At 73.1% G+C, this 19,382-nt stretch carries 15 protein-coding genes and 3 pseudogenes; 12 read left to right on the plus strand and 6 right to left on the minus strand.

What is annotated here, in order from left to right:
• The first annotated feature begins 125 nt into the window (after positions 1-125).
• From E3Z34_RS16325 to E3Z34_RS16340, 4 genes are read left to right on the plus strand one after another with little or no spacing between them, the layout of a single operon-like run.
• The gene (locus E3Z34_RS16325) at positions 126-2,576 is read left to right on the plus strand and encodes a glycogen/starch/alpha-glucan phosphorylase (RefSeq protein ID WP_238695523.1); all 2,451 of its coding nucleotides are present in this window, start codon (positions 126-128) and stop codon (positions 2,574-2,576) included.
• 17 nt (positions 2,577-2,593) lie between these two features.
• Positions 2,594-3,361 carry an IclR family transcriptional regulator gene (locus tag E3Z34_RS16330; RefSeq protein WP_134774459.1) on the plus strand — a complete coding sequence of 256 codons (768 nt, stop codon included), beginning with the start codon at positions 2,594-2,596 and terminating at the stop codon, positions 3,359-3,361.
• 59 nt (positions 3,362-3,420) lie between these two features.
• Complete coding sequence (locus tag E3Z34_RS16335) at positions 3,421-4,830, plus strand: NupC/NupG family nucleoside CNT transporter (RefSeq protein ID WP_134774460.1); 1,410 nt, start codon at positions 3,421-3,423, stop codon at positions 4,828-4,830.
• Between the two features lie 30 nt (positions 4,831-4,860).
• On the plus strand, positions 4,861-5,847 hold the full coding sequence (locus E3Z34_RS16340) for an NAD(P)H-quinone oxidoreductase (protein ID WP_134774952.1): 987 nt from the start codon (positions 4,861-4,863) through the stop codon (positions 5,845-5,847).
• Positions 5,848-6,067: 220 nt separating this feature from the next.
• Here E3Z34_RS16340 and E3Z34_RS16345 read toward each other — a convergent pair whose 3' ends face one another.
• Together E3Z34_RS16345 and E3Z34_RS16355 are read right to left on the minus strand one after the other, a co-directional pair.
• Entirely contained in the window at positions 6,068-6,703 is a 636-nt protein-coding gene (locus E3Z34_RS16345) for an NUDIX hydrolase (RefSeq protein ID WP_158288720.1), read from the minus strand.
• Between the two features lie 28 nt (positions 6,704-6,731).
• Positions 6,732-8,190: pseudogene (locus E3Z34_RS16355) on the minus strand (FAD-binding dehydrogenase).
• A gap of 70 nt (positions 8,191-8,260) precedes the next feature.
• Between E3Z34_RS16355 and E3Z34_RS16360 the strand changes: the two are divergent.
• From E3Z34_RS16360 to E3Z34_RS16370, 3 genes are all read left to right on the plus strand, one after another.
• A complete protein-coding gene (locus E3Z34_RS16360) occupies positions 8,261-10,000 on the plus strand; it encodes a metallophosphoesterase family protein (protein WP_134774462.1) in 1,740 nt (579 codons plus the stop codon).
• Between the two features lie 179 nt (positions 10,001-10,179).
• Positions 10,180-10,401: a hypothetical protein gene (locus E3Z34_RS16365; RefSeq protein WP_134774463.1), complete on the plus strand. Its 222-nt coding sequence runs from the start codon at positions 10,180-10,182 to the stop codon at positions 10,399-10,401.
• Positions 10,398-12,845: a hypothetical protein gene (locus E3Z34_RS16370; protein WP_134774464.1), complete on the plus strand. Its 2,448-nt coding sequence runs from the start codon at positions 10,398-10,400 to the stop codon at positions 12,843-12,845. Before E3Z34_RS16365 ends, E3Z34_RS16370 begins: the two co-directional genes overlap by 4 nt.
• Before the next feature lie 26 nt (positions 12,846-12,871).
• On the opposite strand, the gene thpR is transcribed toward E3Z34_RS16370, so the two are convergent.
• Positions 12,872-13,459, minus strand: coding sequence for an RNA 2',3'-cyclic phosphodiesterase (thpR, locus tag E3Z34_RS16375; RefSeq protein WP_134774465.1), 588 nt, complete (start codon positions 13,457-13,459; stop codon positions 12,872-12,874).
• Between the two features lie 57 nt (positions 13,460-13,516).
• Here thpR and E3Z34_RS16380 point away from each other — a divergent pair, with 57 nt between their 5' ends.
• Positions 13,517-14,344, plus strand: a complete 828-nt coding sequence (locus tag E3Z34_RS16380; protein ID WP_134774466.1) for a DsbA family protein — start codon at positions 13,517-13,519, stop codon at positions 14,342-14,344.
• Positions 14,345-14,390: 46 nt separating this feature from the next.
• Complete coding sequence (locus tag E3Z34_RS16385) at positions 14,391-15,323, plus strand: carbamate kinase (RefSeq protein ID WP_238695240.1); 933 nt, start codon at positions 14,391-14,393, stop codon at positions 15,321-15,323.
• 16 nt (positions 15,324-15,339) lie between these two features.
• Here E3Z34_RS16385 and E3Z34_RS16390 read toward each other — a convergent pair whose 3' ends face one another.
• Positions 15,340-15,654: a YciI family protein gene (locus E3Z34_RS16390; protein ID WP_134774467.1), complete on the minus strand. Its 315-nt coding sequence runs from the start codon at positions 15,652-15,654 to the stop codon at positions 15,340-15,342.
• Positions 15,655-15,791: 137 nt separating this feature from the next.
• On the opposite strand from E3Z34_RS16390, the gene E3Z34_RS16395 reads away from it, so the two are divergent.
• Positions 15,792-15,947: a hypothetical protein gene (locus E3Z34_RS16395; protein ID WP_238695241.1), complete on the plus strand. Its 156-nt coding sequence runs from the start codon at positions 15,792-15,794 to the stop codon at positions 15,945-15,947.
• Between the two features lies 1 nt (position 15,948).
• On the plus strand, positions 15,949-16,680 hold the full coding sequence (locus E3Z34_RS16400; protein WP_134774469.1) for a VOC family protein: 732 nt from the start codon (positions 15,949-15,951) through the stop codon (positions 16,678-16,680).
• Here E3Z34_RS16400 and E3Z34_RS16405 read toward each other — a convergent pair.
• Both E3Z34_RS16405 and E3Z34_RS16410 read right to left on the minus strand, forming a co-directional pair.
• Positions 16,656-17,785 (minus strand): annotated as a pseudogene (locus tag E3Z34_RS16405) (trans-sulfuration enzyme family protein). The gene E3Z34_RS16400 and the pseudogene E3Z34_RS16405 sit on opposite strands and share 25 nt — an antisense overlap.
• A 67-nt stretch (positions 17,786-17,852) precedes the next feature.
• Positions 17,853-18,332, minus strand: a pseudogene (locus E3Z34_RS16410) (CGNR zinc finger domain-containing protein); the annotation flags it as partial.
• An 81-nt stretch (positions 18,333-18,413) separates the two neighbouring features.
• Between E3Z34_RS16410 and E3Z34_RS16415 the strand changes: the two are divergent.
• Positions 18,414-19,379 carry an EamA family transporter gene (locus tag E3Z34_RS16415; protein WP_134774470.1) on the plus strand — a complete coding sequence of 322 codons (966 nt, stop codon included), beginning with the start codon at positions 18,414-18,416 and terminating at the stop codon, positions 19,377-19,379.
• The last annotated feature ends 3 nt before the right edge of the window (positions 19,380-19,382 follow it).

Raw genomic sequence — 19,382 nt, forward strand, 5'->3', positions numbered from 1 at the left:
GTCGACCGTCCCAGCGAGGCCTTTCTGTGACCGACACCTTCGACACGTTCAAGCCCTACGTCTCCGACGAGAACCCGTCCTGCGACGCCAACCGCCGCGGTCCCAGCTTTCCGGCCAGCCACGACCTGGCTGTCGGCCCGGTCCAGTCGCCGCCGCCGACGGTGGACGGTTTCGTCCAGGAGTTCCTCAAGGAGCTCAACTTCGGGCAGGGCGTGAAGCTGTCGCAGTCCACGATCAACGACCAGTACCTCGCGCTGGCCCGCACCGTGCGGTCCTACCTCATGGCCGCCTGGCTGGAGACCGGGCACCGGCGCCGCAAGAACCCCACCAAGCTGGTGGCCTACCTCTCCGCGGAGTACCTCCTCGGCCGCCAGCTGGGCAACTCGCTGCTGGCCACCAACCTCATGGCGGTGGCCGACGAGGCCATGCAGCAGTGCGGCATCGACATCGCCGACCTGCGCGCCCAGGAGATCGAGCCCGGGCTGGGCAACGGCGGCCTGGGTCGTCTCGCGGCCTGCTTCGTCGACTCGCTGGCGACGATGGACGTGCCCTCGATCGGCTACGGCATCCGCTACGAGTACGGCATCTTCCGGCAGGGGTTCGACGACGGCCGCCAGGTCGAGCGCCCGGACCCGTGGCTGCGGCTGGGCTCCCCCTGGGAGTTCCCGCACCCGGAGCGGGCGGTCACCATCGGCTTCGGCGGGCGGACCGAGAGGTATGAGGACGAGCAGGGTCGCGAGCACGTCCGGTGGGTGCCGGGCTGGCAGGTGCGGGGCGTGCCCTACCACTACATGGTCCCCGGCTTCCGCAACGGCGTCGTCAACACCCTGCGGCTGTGGAGCTCGGAGGCGACCCAGGCCTTCGACCTGACCAGCTTCAACACCGGCGACTACGCCCGCGCCGTGCAGGAGCAGACGGTCGCCGAGAACATCTCCAAGGTGCTCTACCCCGACGATTCCACCCCCCAGGGCAAGGAGCTGCGGCTGCAGCAGCAGTACTTCTTCGTCGCCTGCTCGCTGCACGACTTCATCAACAACACCCTGCCCGGTGACTTCGACCTGCAGAACCTGCCCAAGCGGGTCATCTTCCAGCTCAACGACACCCACCCCGTCATCGCGGTGCCCGAGCTGATGCGGATCCTGGTGGACGAGAAGGGCTTCGACTGGGACGAGGCCTGGGGGATCACCCAGAAGTGCTTCGCCTACACCTGCCACACGCTCCTGCCGGAGGCGCTGGAGATCTGGCCGGTGGAGCTACTGGGCCGGCTCCTGCCGCGCCACCTGGAGATCATCTACCGGATCAACGAGGTCTTCCTGGAGGAGGTCCGCGCGGCCTTCCCGGGTGACGAGTGGCGGATCCGCCGAATGTCGATCATCGCCGAGCACCCGCAGCGCTCGGTCCGGATGGCCTACCTCGCCACCGTCGCGGGCAGCAAGGTCAACGGGGTCGCCGAGCTGCACTCGCAGCTGCTGCGCGACGACGTGCTGCCCGACTTCGCCGAGCTGTGGCCGGAGAAGTTCACCAACGTCACCAACGGCATCACCCCGCGCCGGTTCGTCCGGCTGGCCAACCGCAAGCTCTCCGGGCTCATCACCGAGACGCTCGGCACCGAGGAGTGGGTCACCGACCTCGACCTGCTCCGGGGCCTGGAGCCGTATGCCGACGACGCCGACTTCCGGGCCCGCTTCCGGGAGGTCAAGACCGCCAACAAGGCCCGCCTCGCCGCGGTGCTGCAGGGGCGCGACGGCCTCGAGCTGCCGCAGGACCACCTGGTCGACGTCATGGTCAAGCGCCTGCACGAGTACAAGCGGCAGACCCTCAAGCTCCTCCACGTGGTCTCGACCTACGAGGGCGTGCGCTCCGGCCGCATCCCGCTGGAGCAGGTCACCCCGCGCACGGTGATCTTCGGGGCCAAGGCGGCACCGGGCTACCACATGGCCAAGCAGATCATCGCCCTCATCAACCACGTCGCCGGGGTCGTCAACACCGACCCGGTCATGCAGGGGCGGCTCCAGGTCCTCTTCCCGGCCAACTACAACGTCAACCTCGCCGAGAAGATCATCCCGGCGGCCGACCTGTCCGAGCAGATCTCGCTCGCCGGCAAGGAGGCCTCCGGCACGGGCAACATGAAGTTCGCCCTCAACGGCGCGCTGACCATCGGCACCGACGACGGCGCGAACGTCGAGATCCGCCAGCTCGTCGGCGACGACAACTTCTTCCTCTTCGGGCTCAGCGAGCCCGAGGCGGAGCAGCTGCGCCAGAGCGGCTACTCCCCGCGCAGCTACTACGAGCGGGACGAGGTCCTGCGGGCCGCGATGGACCTCATCGGCAGCGGCCACTTCACCAACGGCGACCGCGAGGCGGCCACCGTCGTGGTCGACAACCTGCTCTACCAGGACCCGTTCATGGCGCTGGCCGACTTCTCGTCCTACCTCGAGGCCCAGGGCCGGGTCGAGGCGGCCTACGCCGACCAGGACCTGTGGAGCAGGATGGCGATCCTCAACGTCGCCCGCAGCGGCTTCTTCTCCTCCGACCGGTCGATGCGGGACTACCTCGACCGGATCTGGATGCCCTGAGCCGCAGCGGGTCCGGGATGTCGTCGCCCAACGCCCCCGCCGCGGGGCACGCGCTGGCGATCCTCACCCTCCTCGCCCGGTCCGCCACCCCGGTGCCGGCGGCGACCATCGCCCGCGAGCTGGGGCTGCCCCGGTCCTCGACCTACCACCTGCTCACGGTCCTGGTCGAGCAGGGGTATGCCGTCCACCTGCCCGAGGAGCGCCGCTACGGGCTGGGGGTGGCCGCCTTCGAGCTGGGCTCGGCCTACACCCGCCAGGCCCCGCTGGAGCGGATCGCCCGGCCGCGGCTGACGCGGCTGGCGGATGCGGTCGGGCACAGCGCGCACCTCGCCGTCCTGCACGGCCGGGACGTCCTCTACGTCGTCGAGGAGCGGGTCGTGGGCCGGCCCTCGCTCGTCTCCGACGTGGGGGTCCGGCTCCCGGCCACGCTGACCGCCACCGGGCTGGCGCTGCTGGCCGCCCTGCCCGCCGCGCAGGTCCGCGCCCTCTTCCCCTCCCCGGACGCGTTCGTGCAACGGCATACCGACTCCCTGGGGCCCGTCTCGCTCAGCGGTCTGCGGCAGGTGCTCGGCGCCACCCGGCAGCGGGGGTATGCCGTGGAGGACGGCCTGGTCACCCCCGGTCTGGCGTCGGTCGGCGCGGCGGTGCTGGACCACTCGGGCCATCCGGTGGCGGCCGTCGCGGTCACCTACCCGGTCGGGCGGACCGACGTGGAGCCCATCGTGCGGCGGGTCAGAGACTGCGCGGAGGAGCTGTCGCAGCGGCTCGGTCACCGGCCCCGGTGATCCCGGCGGCGGGCGACGTCCTCCAGCAGGCGAGCCCGTCCAGACGGTAGCGTCCGGCCATGAACGTCCTCTGGGGAATCGGCGGCATGACCGCCCTCGTCGCGATCGGGCTGCTGCTGTCCTCCAACCGCCGGGCGGTGCGGTGGCGCACCGTGCTGGCGGCGCTGGGCCTGCAGGTGCTCTTCGGGGTCCTCGTCCTCTACTGGTCGGCGGGGCGTGCCGTGCTGCAGGCGGTCACCGAGGCCGTTCAGGCGGTCATCAGCTCGGCGAACGCTGGCATCGGCTTCCTCTTCGGGCCGGTGCTGCCGGAGGGTGAGGACGCCGGGGTGGTCTTCGCCTTCCAGGTGCTCCCGGTCATCATCTTCTTCGCCTCGCTGACCGCGGTGCTCTACCACTTCAAGATCCTGCAGTTCGTGGTCGAGAAGCTGGGCGCGGCCCTGGGGCGGGCGCTCGGCACCCGCAAGGCGGAGTCGGTCAACGCCGCGGCCAACATCTTCGTGGGGCAGACCGAGGCGCCGCTGGTGATCCGCCCCTACCTCAAGGGTCTGACCCGCTCGGGCCTCTTCGCGGTCATGGTGGGTGGCCTGTCCACGGTCGCCGGCTCGGTGCTCGTGGGCTACTCCCTCCTCGGGGCCCCGCTGGAGTACCTCATCGCCGCCTCCTTCATGGCCGCGCCCGGGGCCCTCATGATGGCCAAGCTGCTCGAGCCGGAGGACCCGGACGCGCCCCCGGAGGATGGTGGTGACGCGCCTGGTCGTGGCGCGCAGGGCGGGGGCGCACCGGGACGCCGGGGTCGCATCAGGGTGCGGGACGGCGAGGTGGTGGGGACCCGCGGCGCGACCCCCGTGGCCCGGGAGGACCTGGTGGACCGGGACGTCGAGGGGCAGCCGGACGCGGGGGACGGGGCGGCGCGGCGCGACGAGGACGACGACGACCTCGACGACGCGATGGAGTACCGCAACGTCATCGACGCCGCCGCCTCGGGCGCGGCCGACGGGCTCAAGCTGGCCCTCAACATCGGCGCGATGCTGCTGGCCTTCATCTCGCTCATCGCCCTGGTCAACCTGCTGCTGGGCACCGTGGGCGGGTGGTTCGGCAACCCCGAGCTGACCTTCGAGCAGGCGCTGGGCTACCTCTTCGCCCCGATCATGACGGTCATCGGCGTCCCCTGGTCGGAGGCCACCAGCGCCGGCAGCTTCGTGGGGCAGAAGGTCATCGTCAACGAGTTCGTGGCCTTCGCGAACTTCGCGCCGACCATCGAGGAGTTCAGCCCCAAGACGGCCGCGATCATCACCTTCGCCCTCACCGGCTTCGCCAACCTGGGCTCGCTCGGCATCCTGCTGGGCGGGCTCGGCAGCCTGGTGAAGGACCGGCGGCGCGAGATCGCCACCCTCGGCCTGCGGGCGATCGCCGCCGCCACCCTGGCCAACCTCATGAGCGCGGCCATCGCGGGCGTCCTCATCCGGTAGGCGGTCGGTAGTCTGCCGGGCATGCCGCAGATGAACGCCGTCACCATCACCGCCCCGGGCGAGGCCGACGTCCTGGTCGCCGCCCGGGTGGACAGCCCGGAGCCCGGTGAGGGCGAGGTGCTGGTCGAGGTCGTGGCCGCCGGGGTCAACCGGGCGGACGTCATGCAGCGCAAGGGGTTCTACCCCCCGCCGCCCGGTGCCTCCGAGCTCCCCGGCCTGGAGGTGAGCGGCCGCGTCGCCCGGCTCGGCCCGGGTGCGGACGGCGCCGGCTGGTCCGTGGGGGACGAGGTGTGCGCCCTGCTGACCGGCGGAGGGTATGCCGAGCTCGTCGCCGTCCCGGTCGGGCAGCTCCTGCCCGTGCCGTCGGGCGTGCCCCTCGCCGACGCCGCCGCGCTGCCGGAGGTGGCCTGCACCGTCTGGTCCAACCTCGTCCTGGAGGCAGGCCTGGCCGCAGGGGAGACCGTGCTGCTTCACGGTGGGTCGAGCGGGATCGGGACGATGGCGATCCAGGTCGCCAAGGCGCTGGGGGCGCGGGTCGCGGTGACGGCCGGCTCCGCGGAGAAGCTGGAGGCGTGCCGGGAGCTCGGAGCGGACATCCTCGTCAACTACCGCGAGCAGGACTTCGTCGAGGAGCTGAAGGCCGCGACCGACGGCCGCGGCGCCGACGTCATCCTCGACGTCGTCGGCGCGAAGTACCTCGGGCCCAACGTCAAGGCGCTCGCCCCCGACGGACGGCTCGTCGTCATCGGCCTGCTCGGGGGCCGCACCGGCGAGCTCGACCTCGGGGCCCTGCTCGCCAGGCGCGGTCGGGTCATCGCGACGTCGCTGCGCTCACGCTCGCCCCAGGACAAGGCGCGGATCGTCGCTGAGGTCCGCGAGCACCTCTGGCCCTGGATCGAGGCCGGGCGGGTGCGTCCGCTCATCCAGTCCCGTCATCCCCTGGCCGAGGCCGCCGCCGCGCACCGCGAGATGGAGGCCTCCCAGCACATCGGCAAGATCCTGCTCGACGTCCCCTGACCTCTACTCCTCCCCTCCTCCCCTCCCCCCGGCCCCCCGGCCCCCGCCCCGACCTCCCCCCGACCGGACGCGCGTTCCTGACGTTTTTCCACAGGCGCGGCGCCCCCTCCCCCGGACCGGACGCGCGTTCCTGACGGTTGTCCACAGGTATGCCGTCACTCAGCCGGGGTGCATACCCGTCCGCTGCGTCGGCGGGATCGGCCGCCCCTGTGGATAACTGTCAGGAACGCGCGTCCGGTCGGGGATCCGCGTCCTCCGCGCCCGCGCCCGCGCCCGCGCCCGCGTCGGCGTTCACGTCGACGTCGCCCGTCCCCGTGCCGTAGGCCTCGTCTGCCGCGTCGTTGGTCCGCGCATCCTGGACCAGCCGCCCCTCCCGCGCCGGTCGCCCGGATCCGGCCAGCAGGTCCAGGATGCCGCGGGTGTCCCGGTCGGCCTTGCCCAGACCCTTGCGGCTCGTCCACCGCGCCTTCCGCGCCTCGGTGGCCAGGGCCAGCTCGGGGCGGCGCTCGAGACGGACCCGGAAGACGACGTCGACGCCCTGCTCGACCGGGTCGACCCGGATCGTCACCGGGTCGCCGGGGTCGATGTCGAGGCCCACCTCCTCCCGGACCTCCCGGCGCACGGCATCCGCGGGGTCCTCCCCCCTGCCCAGCAGTCCGCCGGGCAGGCTCCACCCGCGCCGGTGCGGCTGCCAGAGCACCAGGAACTCGCCGTCGTGCTCGATGACGCACACGGCCCCCACGGTGTAGGACGGAGCCACCGTCCGCACGACCGCACGCTTGAGGGGCCCCGGCGTCACCCGGAAGGCCGACAGCGCCACGGTGCCGACCTTGCGGCGCAGGGTGAGCAGGTCCATGCCGTCACCCAACCACACGGACGACCTGTCAGCCCGTCGCGGCGGCGGCGGCCCTCCCGGCGGCTCGCCCCGAGAAGAGGCAGCCGCCCAGGAAGGTCCCCTCGAGCGAGCGGTACCCATGAACCCCACCGCCGCCGAAACCGGCGACCTCACCCGCGGCATACAGACCCGGCACCGCGGAGCCTGCGGCGTCCAGGGCCCGGCTGTCCAGGTCGGTCTGGACCCCGCCGAGGGTCTTGCGGGTCAGGATCCGCAGCCGGATCGCGACGAGCGGCCCGTGCCTGAGGTCGAGGAAGCGGTGCGGGGCGGCCGTGCGGATCAGCTTGTCCCCCAGGGAGCGCCGGGCCGCCCGCACGAGGGCCATCTGCACGTCCTTGCCGTAGGGGTTGTCGAGCTCACGGTCCCTCGACGATCCGGCGCACCGCCACGGGGTCGACCAGGTCCGCACCGACCAGGGAGTTCATCCCGGCCACGAGCTCCTCCACCGTCGTCGCCTTCACGACGTCCGCCCCGTGGTCGACGAAGGCCTGCACCGGCGGGCACGTCCGTCCGCACCCGACCCAGCACCTGACGCACCGACCGCCCCGTGAGGTCGGGGTTCTGCTCCGACCCGGACAGGGCGTACTCCTTGCCCAGGACGGTGTGCGAGGCGAGGAACCAGCTGTGGTCGTGCTCCGGGGTCGCCGTGCGCAGATGGGCCAGGGTGCCGAGGGTGTCGAAACCGGGCAGGTATGGCGCAGGCAGCCGCCGACCCCGCGCGTCCAGCCAGAGACTGGAGGGGCCGGGCAGGATGCGGATGCCGTGGCCGGGCCAGACCGGTGAGTGGTTCGGCAGACCCTCGGTGTAGTGCCACATCCGGTCACGGTTGACCAGTCGCGCCCCGGCGGCCCCCATCGGGTCGAACATCGATCCGTCGACGTAGGCCGGCACCCCGGTCACCATGTCGCGCGGCGGCGTCCCCAGCCGTTCGGGCCAGAACTCCCGGACCAGCTCGTGGTTGGCGCCGATCCCGCCGCTGGTGACGACGACGGCCCGGGCCCGGTGCCCCAGGTGATGTGGAAGCGCGGCACGGAGTTGCCGTGGCCGGTCGCGGTGCCGTCACCACGCTCGGCCCACCCCACGACGGGGAAGAACCTCACCCCCAGCTCGTACAGCCGGGCCCTCTTCTCCCCCGCCGCCCACTCCACGTAGGCCCGCGCCCACCGGCCCGCCCACACGTCCTCACCGGACGGCTCCTCGACCCGGTCGAGACCGGCGCTACCCTGCCAGTCCTGCCACGCGAGCTCGACCGAGTCGTGAATCCGCATCCGGCGCTGCTCCGGGCTGTCGACGAGGAAGAGCCCCCCGAAGCTCCACCACGCCTGGCCCCCCAGGTGCTCTGTCGACTCCTGGTCCACGAGCAGCACCCGACGGCCCGCCCCGACCAGCTCCCGGGTGGCCACCAGCCCGGCCAGGCCGGCCCCCACGACGATGACGTCCGCATCCATGACGGGAGGGTAGCGGCAGGGACCCACAGCACCCGTCGGGCCGCCCGTAGGCGCGTTAGGCTCATCCCCGATGAGCACCCGTGAGCGCATCCGGACGGTCCGCGCCTGGTCCTGGCGCGCCCTGGTGGTCGCCCTGCTCACGGTGGTCGCCTTCCTCGGCGGGGTGGCGACGACCCACCTGTGGCCGGTCCAGACGCATACGGAGTACTTCTCGGCGACGATCTCCCTCGAGCCACGTCTCAGCTCGACCATCACCCTGCCCACCGTCGTGGGCGACATGGAGATGACCTTCGCGGACCGCATACCCGCCCCCGGCCTGACGGCCCAGGTCCAGGTGCGGGACAGCCTCACCGACCTGCTGCGGCAGGGTCGGCTGCGCACGGCCGACCTCCAACCGACCCAGCCCGAGCTCCGGGCCGCCATCGACGACGGGGTGCGCGAGGTCGGGTGGAAGTTCGCCGCCGGTGCGCTGGTCACGACCGCGGCCGTGCTGCTCGTGTATGCGGCCTCCCACCCGTTGCGCCTGGCACGCGCGGTGGTGGCGTCGGTGACCGCCAGCGCCCTGGCGCTCGCCATACCGGGGCTCGCCGCCTACCTCACCTACCGGACCGACCGGGTGCAGGAGTTCCGCACGACCAGCCTGCTGTCGCTGATCGAGGGCAATACGGACATCCTGTCCGGGCTGGACCGCAAGGCTGACCAGGGAGCGGTCTACGTGACCAACCTGCTGGCGCTGTCCACGGCGATCCGTGAGGAGTTCGCGCCCGCCGAGGCCGGGGGCGCAGTGGCCGCCCGCTTCCTGCTGGTCAGCGACATCCACGGCATGAACCACTATCCCCTCATGCGGGAGATCGTCCGGACCGAGCAGATCGACGCGGTCATCGACACGGGGGACCTGGTGAACTTCGGCCAGCCGAGCGAGGGCGACCTCACCGGCATCTACGACGGCATCGAGAGCCTCGGCGTCCCGTACCTCTTCGTGCGGGGTAACCACGACGCGGTCTCCCCCACCGACGAGGGGCTCCTGCGCCGGCTCGCGCAGGTGCCCAACGTGGTGCTGCTCGAGCCCACCGCGGGCGAGCTGCAGGTGGCCTCCGTGCACGGCGTCACGATCACGGGCTTCAACGACACCCGCTACTTCAACCAGCGCAGCGACGACTTCGGGGACAGCCAGGACGACCTCGCCCAGGCCTACCGGGAGCGGACGCAGGACCTGCCGGCCAGCGACGTGGTCCTCACGCACCAGCCGTACTCCGCGAACCGGGTCACCGCCGCCGCCACGACGATCAACGGGCACATGCACGCCGCGGACCTGCAGCGGGGCCACCTGCAGGTCGGGTCGTTCACCGGGGGCGGCCTGGTCAACCAGTTCCGTCTGCCACCGTTGACGCAGGAGGCCCAGGAGGCGGCCGAGGAGGACCCTGCGACCGCGGGTGAGCTCACCGGGCATCCCTACAGCTTCGACATCCTCACCTTCAGCGAGGACTGCGCGATCTCCACGCTGGCGCGCTACAGCTACCGCAACCTCGTGTCCGGGCGCCCGCAGTTCGACGACGTGTCGCTGGTCAACGGCCGGAGCCTGCAGCCGGAGTGCCCCGAGGGTCGCACGTGCTCGGCGGACCTGGGGGTCACCGTGGAGCCGATCGACGCCCTCGCCCGCCTCATGGGGGTGGACGAGGAGGAGGTCGGTCCCCTGCCGGAGCCCACGGTCGTCGAGGTCACCCCGCCGGACGACGCGGTCGTCACGACCCTGCCGCCCCGGCCGCCGGTCATCATCGACGACGAGGCGGTGACGACGGCACCGCGGTGAGGCGATCGTGATACGGCGTTTCCCTTGCGCAGTTCGAACAGGTGTCCTAGTATGGGGTGATCGAGCAGCTCTTGGTGGGGACCGGGGGCGCGGGGGATCTGAGGGGGGTGCGGGGTTTGAGGAAGGAACCGGGGAGGGCGTCGTCCTCCGGTGGGGACTCCGGTACCGGGCCTGGGCCCGTGCCCGCTCCGGCTGCCCGGGAGGTGCTGCGGGCGGCCCTGGTGGGGGTGGGGCTGGACGAGGCCGCGGCGGCGGCGATCGGGGATGCGGCGGTGGTGCTGGGTGCGGTGGGCCGTGGCCGGCGGGTCGATCCCGGCGACCTCAGCTCCGCCGAGGCCAGGACGGCGCAGGGGCCGGGGCCGGATGCCTCCGGGGTGCCGGGGCAGGGTGGGGCCGGGTGACGGGGTCGGTGGGGGCGTGCCTGGGGGAGGCGGACGTGGCGTTGGCGGCGATGGAGGCGCTCGCGCAGGCCTCGATGCGGCTGGACGCGGCCCTGGTGCTCACGGCGGCGCAGCAGTCGACCGCAATCGGGGCGGCGTTGCTGGCGCAGCGGGACGTGGCCGACCCGGGGGAGCTGTCGGTGACCGCGCGGGAGCGGTGGCGGGCCCGGGCCAAGGCCCGCACCCGGGGCGAGATCGCCCCGGCGATCGGGTGGACCCCGGGGGAGACGGTCCACCTGGTCGCGTTGGCGTGCGCCCCGGCCGCCTTCCGGGCCCCGGTGGTGGACCAGATGACCCGGGGGGTGCTGCCGTGGCGGTTGGCGCGGTCGTTGTGGCGGGCCTGCCAGGGGCTGCCCGTGGCCGAGGCGGTGCACGTGGCCACGGTGATGTGCGGCGACGACCCCGACACATGCGTGCCGGAACGGTTGACCCCCGAGGGCACCGTGGCGACCGGGCCGTGGGAGCACCGGGCGTTCTACGCCGCGCTGGAGCGGGAGGTCGCCAAGCTCACCCACGCCGACGACACCGACCCGCAGGACCAGGCCGCGGCGCGGGCGGTGCGGGACGCGGCCTGGGCCGGGCGGGGCGTGATCGCCCGGGTCGACCAGGACGGCACCGGCACCCTGACCGTGATCACCTCCGCGTTGTGGGTCGCCGGGATCAAGGACCGCCTGTCCGGGGCCGCCCGCACCGCCCGCGCCGCGGGCGACGGGCGCACCCTGGCCCAGCTGGAGTCCGACATCGCCCGCACCCTGCTCGCCCACGCCACCGTCGGCTTCGCCGACCAACCCCTACCCACCCCGACCACCCCACCCGACCAGGACGACTCTGCCCCTGCCGGCGGTGATGCCCCACCCGGCCAGAGCGACCGCGCCGGTGGTGATGCTCCCGCCGACCGCGCTGCTCCAGGCGAGGCGGGTCCTGCTGCGCAGGACCTGGCGCGGGCGGGGTGGAGCCCGCAGCTGATCCAGGCCCTGTCCGGGCTGCCGGCGGCCACCCTGCAGGTCATCGTGCCCCTGATCGGGCTGCACGACCCCGCCACCGCGCACACCCTGCCCACCCTGGGCCGCACCAGCACCCGCCCCATTGACCCGATTGACCCCGACGGGTCCGACGGGCCCGGGGACGACTCTGCCCTCGGGCAGGGCCAGGCCGGCGGGCAGGGCCCGGGTGCCGGGGCCGGCGGGCACACGGGCCGGCCGGGATGCCCCGGCTGCCTGCCCAGCACCCGCCGCGACCACACCACCCGTGACCGCACCCGGAACCCCGACCACGAGGAGAGCCCTGCCCACGGGGAGGACTCTGCCCAGCAGGACGATCGTGTCCAGGAGGGCGACTGTGTCTGCGGGGGAGGCGACAGCGGGCCCGGTGCCGACCCACCGGGCCAGGACCGCACCGCCACGGCCGCGGGCCGCCGGTTGTGGGTGGGAGAGCTGCTCGGCTCGTTCGGCACGTTCGTCTCCCCCGAGCAGGTCCGGGCCCTGGCCCTGGAACCAGGGACCACGATGGCCCGGCTGCTGGTCGACCCCGCCGACGGGCGGTGCGTGGAACGCTCCCTGACCACCTACCGGATGGACGCGGCGATGCGGGCCCAGCTGCTGGCCGCCGACGTCACCTGCCGCGCCCCCGCCTGCACCCGCACCGGCAGCCACTGCCAGGTCGACCACGTCACCGAGTACGGCACCCCCGGCGGGACCACCACCGAGACCAACGCCCAACTGCTGCACACCGGCCACCACGAACCCAAGACCGCCAAGGACTGGGACGCCCACCTCGCCGCCAACCGTGACCTGACCTGGACCAGCCTGCTGGGCCGGATCTACCGCACCCGCGCCTGGGACTACCGCCGCTACCTCACCCTGCTCGTCGACGCCCTCGACACCGTCCACGACACCGCCCCCCAGGACCGCGCCGACCAGATCAACCACCAGATCTACCTCGCCCTGACCCACCACGACCTCACCGAACCGCTCAACCCCGGCGACGACGACCCCGAACCCGACCTCATCCGGTACGGCGGATGGGCCCTCATCGGCCTCACCCACCGCGACCCCACCACCGGGCACCGCGTCCCCGGCCCCTCACCCGCCACCACCGCCCACGCCCTCGCCCAGCGCGCCACCACCAACCCACCCCCTCCCGGCAGCACCACCGGCACGACCGGCACGACCGGGCCGGTCGGGCCGGTCCGCGGGTCCGGAGGGCAGGACCAGGACGACCGCACGGGCAAGACCACGGGACGCAGCAAGAGCACGAACCGCACCAAGGACGACGGCACGGACGGCACCAATAACACCGACGTACCCCGCCGGTGGGGCATGCAGTCCATGATCCGCCTCGGCGACGACAAGGCCTCCCGAGCCGCCTGGCGCCTCATGACCGACGAAGACATCCCACCCTTCTGAGCCAGGTCGAGCACCTCCCCAGGCCATCAGCTCCCCGGGGGACCGGTCAGCTCCCAGGTATGGCGCACCTCGTAACGCGGGGTCCCGCCCGGCCCCTGTCCCAGGAAGGACCGGACGAGATGCACCTCCTGTGCGCACCATGCGGACGTCGCGAGGGTGTCGAGCGCCTGGAGCAGGTGCCCCGCCGGGCCGGGCCGACCGACGGATCTGGCCAGCGTCAGATGGGGGCTGAACCTGGTCCCGTCGACCCGTGCGCCGGCGTGGCTCGCGACGGCCCGCAGAGACTTCGCCCACGATGCGAGGCTCGCTCCCCCGCTGCCTGCCACCGCGGCCCACAGCACACGTGCGGACCCGGGGTCCGGGAACGCGCCCGCACCGGCCAGGCTCAGCGCGAGGGGAGCGGCGCGTTCGGCCCAGGCGCTCGCGGCCTCGATGAGCACCTCCTCGCGCCACTCCTCCAGCTCGGGGAGGAAGGCCAGCGTCAGGTGCAGGTGCTCGGGCCGCGTCCAACGCCAGCGGCCCTGCGGAGCCAGCGCGTCGCGCCGGGGTCCGAGGAAGGACACGAGCTCGTCGACCACCTCCTCCGGAGGGATCACGGCGAGGAAGGCGCGCATGCCACCATCGTCCCAGCCGGATGCCGAGCCGTCCCCGCGGTGTGACAACCTGAGACGGTGAGCACGCCCCCCGCACCCTCCCCCCAGAGCGACAGCAAGGTCGCGTCCGTCGCCTGGGCGGTCGCAGCGATCGTCGTGGCTCTGGCGGTGGCCTTCATCGCCTGGTTGGCGATGGGGGACCGCGACGGTGAGGCCACGTCGGGCGAGGTTCCCAGCACCTCCGCTCCCTCGGCTCCTGCGGCACCCGCCCAGCCGGCTCAGCCCGCCCAGCCCGCTCAGCCGGCCCCGGACGCCGCGGCGCAGACCCCGCCGCCGGACGTCGAGGAGTTCATGCTCAGCCTTCAGCGCCGGGACGCGGAGGACCTCATGGCGATCGGTGACGTCGACGCCCCGGTCGTGATGATCGAGTACGCCGACTACCGCTGCCCCTACTGCGCCAGCTTCCACCTCGACACCCGCCCCGCCCTGGCCCCGCTCGTCGAGGACGGCACGCTGCGCATCGAGTTCCGCGACCTGGTCATCTTCGACGAGACCTCCCGGCTGGCCGCGCTCGCCGGTCGCGCCGCCGCCGAGCAGGGGCACCTGGAGGCCTTCCAGAAGGAGGTCTTCGAGCTCTCCCGCGAGGGTCACGGCGAGTACGACCGGGACGACCTGATCGACCTGGCCGGCGAGGTCGGCGTGGAGGACCTCGACGCCTTCGGGGCGGCCCTCGACGACCCGGACCTCCAGGCCGCCGTGGACGCCGACACCGACGAGGCGCGCGCCATCGGCGTGACCTCCACCCCGACCTTCCTCATCAACACCCAGGTCGTGCAGGGTGCCTACCCGCTCGCCTACTTCGAGCAGGTCGTCGAGGCCGAGGCGGCCAAGGTCGACGCCGGCTGACCGGCTCCCGCCACGCGTCGAGGTTGCGCCGCATACCCTCTCCCCCATGAGGATCGTCGTCGCGCTCGGAGGCAACGCCCTGCTGCAGCGCGGGCAGGTGCCCGACGCCACCGCCCAGGTCGACAACATCCGCCGGGCCATGCGCGCCCTGGCCCCGCTGACGGACGACCACCAGGTGGTCATCACCCACGGCAACGGGCCGCAGGTCGGCGTGCTGGCGATGGAGAGCGCGAACGACGCCCGGCTGACCCAGCCCTACCCGTTCGACGCGCTGGGGGCGATGACGCAGGGGCTGATCGGCTACTGGATCCTCCAGGCGATCGGCAACGAGCGCCCCTACCGGCAGTTCGCGGCCGTGCTCAACCAGACCCTGGTGGACGCCGACGACCCCGCGTTCGAGGACCCGACGAAGTTCGTGGGTGAGGTGTATGACGAGCAGCGCGCCCGCGAGCTCGCCGACAGGAACGGGTGGCAGGTCCGCAGGGACGGCGAGCACTGGCGCCGGGTGGTCCCCTCGCCCCGCCCCCGCGAGATCATCGAGACCAAGCTCATCGACCACCTGCTCGACGAGTCGATCATCGTCGTCTGCGCCGGCGGCGGGGGCGTCCCGGTCGTGCGCACCGCGACCGGGGACCTGCGCGGCGTCGAGGCCGTCATCGACAAGGACCTGTCGGCCGCGGTCCTGGCCCACCGGCTCAGGGCCGACCGGCTCATCGTGCTGACCGACGTCGAGGCCGTGATGGAGGGCTTCGGCACCGACGCCGCCCGGCCCGTCCGGCTCACCACGCCGGCGCAGCTGCGGGCGCTCGACCTCCCCGCCGGTTCGATGGGGCCGAAGGTGGAGGCGGTCTGCCGTTTCGTCGAGGTGGGTGGCAGGGGCGTGGCCGCCGCGATCGGCACCCCGACGAGGCGGTCGCCCTGGTGGACGGCTCGGCCGGCACCTACGTCACCGCCGACGGCTGACGCCGCCGAGGGCTGACGGGGCGGCGCGACCCTCAGAGGTGCCCGGCCAGCGGCCCGTCGTGCCACGCGCCGATGACCGGGCTCCACGCCCGCACCGCCACCTGCTCGACGAGGCCCTGCTGCTGGAAGGGGTCCTCGCGCAGGAGCTCGACGATCTCGGCGGCGCTCTCCCCGCGCACGAGGATGAGCGCGGCGTCCGGCGCCTCCTCGACGGCGGCGTAGGGGCCGGAGAGCAGCACGACCCCGTCGGCGGCCAGCGCGGTGAGGAACTCACGGTGCGCCGGGCGGTGCTCGTCGCGGGCGGCGGTGTCGTCGGAGTAGGAGTAGTGGACGGCGAAGAGGCTCATGCCCGGATGGTAACGAGGCCACCCCTTGCCCTGCCCGTTCTAGGTTGCTAGCATCCTAGATATGTCGGACAAAGAAAAAAGCCCAGTTCAACGTCTACCTACCCCGCGACCTGATCACGGCCATCAAGCACCGAGGGGTGGACGAGGGGGTGAGCCTGTCCGCGCTCGTGGAGCGCGCCCTCCGGGCCTTCCTCGAGCAGCCCGACGAGCGGACGGACCGGGTGCCACCCGGCCAGGGACCCGAGCCGACCCTCGAGCAGACGCCCGACCGTGCCCTCCCGAAGGAGCAGTGACATGACCACCCTGACCGGACCCACCCCCCGGCCCATCCGGTTCACGGCCGACATCCCCGGCTGGCAGCGCATCCTGGAGACCCTCGGCGCCACCCTGCTCAGCGAGCACCCGGGTTGGCTCGTCTACCAGCTGGGTGGCGGGCGGGTCGCCCTGCACGCGGCCTCCCCGGAGCAGCCGGCGGGCACGACGACGCTCGCCGTCGAGACCCCGGTCGATCTCGCGGACGCCGTCCGCACGGCGTCCGCCCAGGGTGTCCCCGTCACCCTGGAGGACTCCGACCACGGCCCCGCCGGTCACGTCCGCGTGGACGGGGCCCTTGTCTGGCTCGACGCGCCCACCCCGGGCGACGGGAAGGCCACGCGGCCGGAGCTGAGCACGCTGCAGATCTGGTACGGCCCCGACACCGGTCTCCTCCGGGACGTCCTGGAGGGCCTGGGGGCCCGGCCGCGCATCGTGGGCGACGACGGCCGATGGACGGACTTCTCCTACGACGGGGGAGGTCTGGCCGCGGCCCACCTGGCGGAGACCGGTGGCACCGAGCTCGCCTTCGAGTGGGGCGGGGACGTCGAGGAGGTCCTGCGGCTGCTGACGGCGGCGGGCATCGACGGCCTGCTCATCGACGAGACCTACGGCCGCACGGTGCAGGTGGCCGACCCCGACGGCGGCCCGCGCATCTGGATCAACGAGCAGCAGACCGACCTCTACGGCTACACGGACGCGTCCGGCGCCTGAGCCGGGCGCAGCGCCTGCTCCAGGTCGGCCCAGAGGTCCTCGACGTCCTCGAGCCCGACGGACAGGCGCAGCAGGCTCTCCGGCACGGTCGCGACCTCCAGCGGGTGACGTCGGCGCCGCTCGATCTGCGACTCGACGCCGCCGAGCGACGTCGAGTGGTCCACACGCGGTCGCCGCGCACACGGCCTCGCCGCCGCCGCCCCGCCGGCCACCTCGACCGAGAGCATCGCCCCGAAGCCGGGGTAGCGCACGCGGTCGACGGCCGGGTGCTCCGCGAGCCGGCCGACGAGCACCTGGGCGCTGGCGCTCGCCCGCTCCAGCCGCACGTGCAGGTCCGCACCCCGCGGAGCACCAGCCAGGCCTCCATCGGCCCGGGGATCGCCCCGTGCAGAGACCGGTGGGTATGCAGCCGCTCCCGCAGGTCGGTCCGCCCGGGTGAGACCACCGCGGCCCCGAGGAGCGTGTCCGAGTGCCCGGCCAGGTACTTCGTCGCCGAGTGCACCACCACGTCGACGCCCCACCCGAGGGGCCGCTGGGCCAGCGGCGTGGCGAAGGTGTTGTCGCACGCCACCACCGGACGGGAGTCGCCATACCTCTCCCGGAGCCCGCGCAGGACCGCGGGCACGTCGGTCAGCTCCATCATGGGGTTGGTCGGCGACTCCAGGAGCAGCAGGTCGGCACCCTCGCACGCCGCGACGATCCCCTCGACGTCCTCCGCCTCGACGGTGCGCACGGTGAGGGCACCGGCCCCCTCCCGGTCGGCCAGGATCCCCGTCGTGCCGTTGTAGGCGTGCCGGGGCGTCACCACGACCCCACCGACCGGGACCAGCGAGATGACGGCGGACACCGCCGCCAGCCCGGAGGCGAAGCTCAGCGCCGCCCCGCCCTCGAGCTACCCGAGCACCTCCTCCAGGGCCTCCCAGGTCGGGTTCGAGACCCGCGCGTAGCTGACCGGGCCGTCGGCGACGTAGGTCGAGGTGAAGGTCACCGGCTCGTTGACCGGCGCCCCCGGCTCGCGCGCCGGTCGACCCAGGGCCACCGCCCGGGTCGTGATGTGCAGGTCGGCGTGCCGCCCGGCCTGGTGGGTCTGTGGCTCCTGGGTCATCGTGACTGCCTCTCCGGTAGGCCGCGGCCGCCATCCGGTTGCCGCAGGTGGTGGAGCAGAACCGCTTGGAGCGGTTCCGCGACAGGTCGACGTGCACGTCTGCGCAGTCATCGGCCTCGCAGCGGCGCAGCCGCTGCAGCTCCCCGGCACGGACGACGTCGACCACGGCCATCGCGGCCTCGACCGCCATCCGGGTCGCCAGGGGCGCGTCGTCGGGTGTCGCGTGCAGGTGCCAGCCCCAGTCGTCGTGGTCCACCAGCCGGGGCACGGCGTGCGCCTCGGCGAGCAGCCCGTTGACGAGCTCGACGACCCCGGCCTCCTCCAGCTCCCACAGCTGGGCGAGCCGGGGGCGCAGCGCCCGCACCTCGTCCAGCTCGGCCCGGTCGCGGGTCCGCCGCCCGGACCAGCGGTACTCCTCCACGAAGGCGTCCAGGTCGGCCACCCGGTCGAGTGCCTCCTCCCCGGTGCCCCCCGATTCCTCCCCCCTGGTGTTGACCAGTGCGGCCGCCCCCTGGAGCGCAACCTCGGTGTCATGGGTGAAAAGCATGTTGACTCCTGACACTTCCTTCGCTTATCGTCATGACCGTTACTGCTTCTGACTCATGATGTCACGAAAGGGGCGCTCGGGATGCGCGTCTTCCTCCTCGGCCTCGCGGTCGCCGTCCTGTCCGCCGCGATGTTCGGCACCTCCGGCGCGGTCGCCAAGAGCCTGCTCGTCGAGGGCTGGTCCCCCGGCGCCGCCGTCACCCTGCGCGTGACCCTCGGCGCGCTGCTGCTCGCCGTGCCGGCCGCCATGGCCATGCGCGGCCGCTGGCACCTGCTGCGCCGGCCGGTGACGTGGATCCACACGGGGCTCTTCGGCCTCGTGGCGGTCGCCGGCTGCCAGCTCTTCTACTTCCTCGCGGTGGAGCGGTTGTCGGTGGCCGTGGCGCTCATGCTCGAGTACCTCGGGCCGATCCTCGTCGTCGGCTGGCTCTGGCTGGCCCGCGGCCAGCGCCCGACGCGGCTCGTGGTCGGGGGCATCGGGCTGGCGCTGCTGGGGCTGCTGCTCGTGCTCGACGTCCTCGGCGACGTGCAGGTCAGCACGGTCGGCGTCCTGTGGGGGCTCGCCGCGGCGGTCGGCCTGGCCGTCTTCTTCGTCATCGGGGCGGACGACGCCAGCGGGCTGCCGCCGATCGCCTTCGCCTGCCTCGGTATGTCGATCGGGGCCGTCGGTCTCCTCCTCTCCGGCCTCCTCGGCGTGGTGCCGATGACGTGGTCGACCCAGGACGTCGTCCTCGCAGGCTCCGCGGCGCCCTGGTGGGCGCCCGTGCTCTGGCTGGGCCTGGTCGCGGCCGCCCTCGCCTACGTCACGGGCATCGTGGCCGCCCGGGCCCTCGGCCCGAAGATCGCCTCCTTCGTCGGGCTGGCCGAGGTCCTCTTCGCCGTCGGGTGGGCCTGGCTGCTCCTGGGAGAGATGCCCGCCCCGGTCCAGCTGCTCGGCGGTCTGCTCATCCTGGCCGGCGTGGTCGCGGTGAAGATCGACGAGCGCCCGGAGGACGTGCACGCCGAGACCGGGCCGCTGGAGGTCGAGCCCGTCCCCGACCGGGTCTGAGGC

The organism is Ornithinimicrobium flavum (genome assembly GCF_004526345.1).
In the GTDB taxonomy this organism is placed as follows: domain Bacteria; phylum Actinomycetota; class Actinomycetes; order Actinomycetales; family Dermatophilaceae; genus Ornithinicoccus; species Ornithinicoccus flavus.

Bases quoted from the DNA above. Each gene is read 5' to 3' on its own strand.
- E3Z34_RS16360 (WP_134774462.1), top strand. From the start codon at position 8,261: ATGAGCACCCGTGAGCGCATCCGGACGGTCCGCGCCTGGTCCTGGCGC.
- E3Z34_RS16415 (WP_134774470.1), top strand. From the start codon at position 18,414: ATGCGCGTCTTCCTCCTCGGCCTCGCGGTCGCCGTCCTGTCCGCCGCG.
- E3Z34_RS16385 (WP_238695240.1), top strand. From the start codon at position 14,391: ATGAGGATCGTCGTCGCGCTCGGAGGCAACGCCCTGCTGCAGCGCGGG.
- E3Z34_RS16400 (WP_134774469.1), top strand. From the start codon at position 15,949: ATGACCACCCTGACCGGACCCACCCCCCGGCCCATCCGGTTCACGGCC.
- E3Z34_RS16335 (WP_134774460.1), top strand. From the start codon at position 3,421: ATGAACGTCCTCTGGGGAATCGGCGGCATGACCGCCCTCGTCGCGATC.
- thpR (WP_134774465.1), bottom strand. From the start codon at position 13,459: ATGCGCGCCTTCCTCGCCGTGATCCCTCCGGAGGAGGTGGTCGACGAG.
- E3Z34_RS16340 (WP_134774952.1), top strand. From the start codon at position 4,861: ATGAACGCCGTCACCATCACCGCCCCGGGCGAGGCCGACGTCCTGGTC.
- E3Z34_RS16345 (WP_158288720.1), bottom strand. From the start codon at position 6,703: ATGGACCTGCTCACCCTGCGCCGCAAGGTCGGCACCGTGGCGCTGTCG.
- E3Z34_RS16390 (WP_134774467.1), bottom strand. From the start codon at position 15,654: ATGAGCCTCTTCGCCGTCCACTACTCCTACTCCGACGACACCGCCGCC.
- E3Z34_RS16330 (WP_134774459.1), top strand. From the start codon at position 2,594: ATGTCGTCGCCCAACGCCCCCGCCGCGGGGCACGCGCTGGCGATCCTC.